Genomic DNA, 5,721 nt, shown 5'->3' with positions numbered 1-5,721 from the left:
GTAAAACTCAAATAAATTGAGTTTACTAATGGATATAAAAGAAAAACCCCTATTATAAACAAGGATGGCATCATAAATAACCAGCTACTAAGAGTAGATGTTTTCTTGTTCATGTTTAAACCTCTTGTCGTGTGAAAACATTGGATTGATTTCTACAAAAATCACTCCAATGTTTTCACAAATTTATGACACTTAATGAACCAAATTAAGTTTGGAGCTTTTTTGACGAATATTAGACAATGTTTCTTCGGGAGTCTGTTCCAACTTAAGCATGTTTTGAATTTCAGTTGTCATAATATCCACTAGCCGCGGATGGTCAACCATATGGGGCAAGCTCACAGTCTTTTCTAACATCTGAGAAACGGTTCTCCAGATAGGCAGATCTATGCGACCTTCGAGATGTCGTTTCATACCAAGTAATTTCCCCCAATTATCCATCAAGTAATGAGCAAACCAGTCGGCATTTAATTGTTCTAATACAAACGCTTTTGCAAGTTCCTCATTTTTTGCAGTTTTTGGAATCATTAAACTCATACAATAACTTACAGTTCCATTTGTTAATGCATCAGGTATAGGTACGATTTCTAATTTATCCTGTCCAATGACCTGTCCAATCTCAATCACTCTAGCATGATCTTCCCACATAATTGCTGCTAAACCTGATTTCATACTATTCCGCGGACCGCTATGATCCACTAAAGAACTTGTACTAATCAAGCCTTCCTTTACACCACGCTGCCAAAAACTTAGCAAAGCCAAGGCTTCTTCACTACTAAAATCAAGATTACTGTTTTCATCATAAATTGTACCCCTTAACGCCTGTATACCTGAAAAGTAAGTATAAATCATATATTCCTTTGACCAGTTAACATCCATACCATAACGTACAGTTTTTCCCAACTCATCTTTAATTGTTAGCTTTTCTAAATAACTATAGAAGTCATTAAGAGTTCTAGGAGGGATAATATTGCCATTTTCATCAGCCAACCCTGCTTCAGCAGCATAATCTTTTCTAGCAATTAAAGTCATGACCTCAGCATCAGTGGGTATGGCATAAACTTTACCGTCAATAGTGCATTCATCCAAAAAAGCTTTTAGCCATTTATCTTTGGCGTATTCGCCTTTTAGGACATCTTCAAAATCAACAAGCAAGCCCTTTGCTTGAAAAGATACTGCTTCCGATGGAGTACCTACTATAGCAATATCAGCTATATAATTACCTCGACTCCAGGCTAACATTAAGGGTGCAATCTCAAAATCTCCTGCTTTTAACCACGTAAAAGTAACCTCGGGATGATCTTTAACAAAAAGCTCGGCAGCTTTTTCTAAAGGATATTTATTGTAATACCAGGCTTCAGCAATAATCTTAAGCTCCTTATTTTCAGCAGCCCCTGTAACTACGCTTATTCCTAACAAACCAACAATTAACAAAACCATCACATATCTTTTAAATCTTTTAAACATCAAGAATCACTCTCCCCAGCTTTTCTTAGTATTCTCTTCTAACAATCACATTAAATCTAAATCGCTTTTGTTTGTAACAACATAACACTAATAATTTTTATGAACGCAAAAGCATCACTCCTTCCTTTTTTATAAACATCTACTTAAATCCAGCTTGGCTAGCAAAATTATTAAATATGTCTCTAGCTTTAATATAAGCTTTATCTAAGTTCCCATTGACCTTTGCAATGTCCAACCCAGCGTAACCTTCAAAATTAATTCTTTTTAATGCTTCAAACACACCTATCCAATCGATTGTACCCTGACCAGGAACTAAATGATCATTTTTAGTCCCATCATTATCTGATAAATGTAAATACATCAAGCGATCGCTTAATTTCAAAATACTCAGTGGTAATATTTCTTTTTGTGCATATTGATGACCAGTATCTAAAATGGCTCCCAAATTGGGTTCATCAACAGCATCAATTAAACGAAGCATTGAATCAGTATTACTAATTATTTCTCCTACTCTAGGCTCAATGATTAACTTTAATCCTGCTTTCCTAGCTTCTTGTGCAGCCCACTTGACACTCTCAACCAACACTTCCCACTGTCGATTCCAATCAAATTCAGGCGTCAATCGATAATGCCATTGAGCTCCATAATTTGTTACATTGTTACTATCATATTGTATACCTTAAAGACATCTCATAAGTGGAGGAAAGCTATCGAGCTGAATAAACTCGGTACCTAGTGTGACGGCAATCTCTAATCCCTTTTCAAACATATCACGGCCATATTTACGTTTAGAATCATCAAATTCTCTTAATTCAGGAATAACAGGAACAAAATTTATAATTTCTATACCAATTTCATTGATATGCTTCTTTATATCATTCTTACTATTATAGATTAGATTAAGATTATCACCTGACACGCCTTCCAATTCTCCATATCTAAAACCAAGCTCTTTCATTTCATTTAAAGCTTTAAAGGTATCCGGCAATGAAGGTGGAAACCCATATTTGTCAATAGCATATAACCAACAACATACAAACTTCATTGTTTATCACTCCAACTTTTATATTTTAATTTATCCTTTGCATCTTTAAATAATTTCTATAAAAGGAACAAACTTTTTTTCCAAAGTTCATCTTTTTTCCTCTACAATCCTATCTTTCTCTCTATCATTTGTAAGTACTCTACTGATTCCCGGTATTGCTCATCCAAGTCCGGCACTCTCCCTACATCCACAGCTACATATCCATCAAACCCATGCTTTTTTAAAGCTAAAAATACCCCTTCCCAGTCAACTGTACCTCTCCCCAGGGCTAAGTGTTCATTGGTTTTACCATCATTATCAGAAACATGGAGATAGAAAATTTGTTTTCCCAGCTTCTCTACCGATAGAGGTAGGATTTCTTTTTGGGCGTTTAAATGACCGGTGTCAAGCACTGCTCCAAAATTATCATCGCTAACGTAATCCATAAGTCTCAAGATACTATCGGTATTACTGATAATTTCTCCTACTCGAGGTTCTAAACATAACTTAAGCCCGGCATCTTTCGCTTTTTGGTTAGCTACTTTGAAGGTTCCCACCACCACTTCCCATAACTCATTCCAAGAAAAATTGGGATCTACTTTTACCTGAAGCTTAAGACCAAAGTTAATCATATCCTTATAAGGAGCCTCTCCTACAAACTCAAGAGGTGGAGAAAAACTATCTAACTGAATAGTTTCACAGTCAAAGAACTGAGCAATTTCTATGGCTAAATCAAAAAGGTGTATAGCTTCTTCTCTTTTTTGTTTATCTAAACTCACTATATCGGGTAAAACCGGACAAAAATTAATTACCTGTAATCCTCTCTCTTCACAAAAAGCCTTCAGGTTTTCCTTTTCTTCATAAACCGCCCGCAAATTTTCCTCTCTAACTCCTTCCAATTCTACATATTTGAAACCTAACCTTTGCATATCCTCCAGCGCTCGATAAGTATCAGAAATAGAAGGAGGATAACCATATTTACTTATGGCATACAGCCAACAACAGCTAATTTTCATTTTTTCACTGCTCCTTCCCTTAAGTTGTCATATACTATTTCTCCTTGCACCATTGTCATTTTCACCTCCAAGTTAGAATCTAAAACCACGAGATCTGCATCTTTCCCTGGAGCAATAACTCCTTGACGATGGTCTAATCCCAAGAATTTGGCCGGGTTAAAGCTTACCAGCTGCACCGCTTCCTCCAAGGGCAAACCCACGAGATGCACTAGGGTTCTTACTAGTAAATCCATAGTAGCTACGCTACCAGCGAAAGCGCTGCGGTCTTTGAGTTTAGCCACTCCTTCTTCTACGATTACTTCCAACCCCCCGATTTTGTACTCTCCTTCAGGCATACCAGCTGCCTCCATCGCATCAGTTACTGCACAAACTTGACCCAATCCCTTATTTTTCAAAACAAATTGCATAAGATGAGAAGGAAGATGTTTCCCATCAGCAATCATCTCCACAGTAAGTTCATCTCGTAAAAGAGCAGATTCGATAACTCCCGCGACCCGATAAAGGTTAATTCTCTGCACCCCGGACATAGCTGAATAGATATGGGTTACATGGGAAAAGCCATTTTCAATAGCTGAGAGTACCTCATCATAAGTAGCATCAGAGTGACCAATAGCCACCATTATCCCTGCTTCTCTCATTTTCCTTCCAAATTCTAAAGCTCCAGGAAGCTCCGGAGCTAGACTGATTCTTTTTATAGCTTCTTGATAAGAGAGGAACTTCTCTAAATCTTCTCGAGAAGGCACCCGCAGGAAATCTGGATTCTGAGCTCCCCTCTGACTTTTAGAAAAATATGGTCCTTCTACATGAGCACCCAAAATTCTTGCTCCTCCGGTAGGAGAAGAGCCTATTTCTCGGATAGCATCCAATGATCGAAAAATTCGCTCCAGGGGTGCAGTAGTAATAGTAGGACAAAAAGCAGTAGTTCCTCCTCGAGCATGGGAGCGCGCCATAACTTCAAGCGCCTCACGAGTCCCTTCCAAGCAGTCAGCTCCTCCTCCGCCGTGGACATGGATATCTATGAATCCAGGACTCAGATATAATAAATCTTTCCCATCTATTATCTCCATATCTTTTTCAGCTTTAATTGCGCCTTTTTCTCCTATTACCTCGATTTTGTTTTCTTTCACCAGCACCGAATGATTTTCAAGTATTCTAAAAGGAGTAAACACTCGAAATTTTTGAAACAAAATTATTCCCATTCACAATCTCCTTTTTATTAAAGGACTTTTTCTAGCACCAAAGCTCCTGCTCCAATCAGATTCTCGTTATCCCCTAAAATAGTTGGTGCCACTTTTACTGAATTTTTTAACTCATCAAGAAGTCGAGACTGTAAACTTTCCAAAAGAGGCCTCATCAACAACTCCTCAGCTCTCGACACTCCTCCTCCTACCACTATTAACTCTGGATTATAAAGGTGAACCAGGTTAGCAATTCCGATCCCCAAGTAGTAGCCAGCTTCCCGGTAAATCTGAAGCGCCGTTTCATCTCCCGACCGAGCTGCTTCTTCCACAGTTTTGGCAGTAATTTCAGTCTCGTTTTCTACTATTTCCCAAATCTTACAGCTTTTATTGTTTAGCGCTATTTTTTTCATTCTCTCAGCAATCGCCCGACCCGAAGCCAGAGCTTCTAGACACCCTCGATTGCCACAATGACAGAGTGGCCCAGCTGGCTCCAAAGTCATATGACCAAATTCACCAGCATATCCATTACTCCCCCGGTAAAGCTGACCACCAAAAATGAAATTAGCGCTGATGCCAGTCCCTACACGCACATAGATAAAATTCTCTTTCCTTAAGCCATTTCCAGCATGTTTTTCCCCCAAAACTCCCACTTTTCCAATATTATCTATGTAGATAGGAATATCAGGAATTTCCCTCCTTAATAGGCCTTCCATAGGAACATTTTTCCATCCCAGATTTACCGACCGCTTTACTATCCCATCTTCCACCAAACCAGTAATTGCTATTCCTATGCCCAATATTTTTTCATCTGATATTTCTTTAGTTAAATCTTTTACTAAAGCAGCAATCTCTCTAATAACCCCAAACTCGGAGGAATCTAGAAGGCTTTCCTTGCTTTTTTTGATAATAGTAAGATCCAAATTCATCAAAGAAGCAGCAATAAAATCGCCTTCTATCTCTATCCCTACTACTAAAAAAGAGTCAGGATTAAACCGCAAAAGAACTGGTTTTCTTCCTCCTCGCGATACCCCTTCTC

General features: G+C 38.3%; 6 protein-coding genes. All 6 read right to left on the bottom strand.

Features of this window, described 5'->3' with window-relative positions:
* Window positions 1–192: 192 nt before the first annotated feature.
* Complete coding sequence (locus tag GXZ17_RS07630) at window positions 193–1,464, bottom strand: extracellular solute-binding protein (protein ID WP_409376697.1); 1,272 nt, start codon at window positions 1,462–1,464, stop codon at window positions 193–195.
* 139 nt (window positions 1,465–1,603) lie between these two features.
* Window positions 1,604–2,086 (bottom strand): sugar phosphate isomerase/epimerase family protein, encoded by a 483-nt coding sequence (locus GXZ17_RS07625; RefSeq protein WP_409376696.1) that lies wholly within the window; start codon window positions 2,084–2,086, stop codon window positions 1,604–1,606.
* Between the two features lie 57 nt (window positions 2,087–2,143).
* The gene (locus GXZ17_RS07620) at window positions 2,144–2,509 is read right to left on the bottom strand and encodes a hypothetical protein (RefSeq protein WP_409376695.1); all 366 of its coding nucleotides are present in this window, start codon (window positions 2,507–2,509) and stop codon (window positions 2,144–2,146) included.
* 101 nt (window positions 2,510–2,610) lie between these two features.
* Window positions 2,611–3,504, bottom strand: coding sequence for a sugar phosphate isomerase/epimerase family protein (locus GXZ17_RS07615; protein ID WP_409376694.1), 894 nt, complete (start codon window positions 3,502–3,504; stop codon window positions 2,611–2,613).
* Window positions 3,501–4,703 (bottom strand): N-acetylglucosamine-6-phosphate deacetylase, encoded by a 1,203-nt coding sequence (gene nagA / locus GXZ17_RS07610; RefSeq protein ID WP_409376693.1) that lies wholly within the window; start codon window positions 4,701–4,703, stop codon window positions 3,501–3,503. The genes GXZ17_RS07615 and nagA overlap by 4 nt, the downstream gene beginning before the upstream one ends.
* Window positions 4,704–4,720: 17 nt before the next feature.
* Window positions 4,721–5,721: ROK family protein (locus GXZ17_RS07605; RefSeq protein WP_409376692.1), on the bottom strand; the 1,001-nt coding region annotated here is incomplete at its 5' end.

The sequence above is a fragment of the Candidatus Sordicultor fermentans genome, assembly GCF_012728195.1.
Lineage (GTDB): Bacteria > Atribacterota > Atribacteria > Atribacterales > Caldatribacteriaceae > Sordicultor > Sordicultor fermentans.
This window is presented reverse-complemented; position numbering and strand designations above follow the sequence as displayed.

Coding starts and splice junctions, on each gene's coding strand:
- GXZ17_RS07630 (WP_409376697.1), bottom strand. CDS start 1,464: ATGTTTAAAAGATTTAAAAGATATGTGATGGTTTTGTTAATTGTTGGT.
- GXZ17_RS07620 (WP_409376695.1), bottom strand. CDS start 2,509: ATGAAGTTTGTATGTTGTTGGTTATATGCTATTGACAAATATGGGTTT.
- GXZ17_RS07615 (WP_409376694.1), bottom strand. CDS start 3,504: ATGAAAATTAGCTGTTGTTGGCTGTATGCCATAAGTAAATATGGTTAT.
- nagA (WP_409376693.1), bottom strand. CDS start 4,703: ATGGGAATAATTTTGTTTCAAAAATTTCGAGTGTTTACTCCTTTTAGA.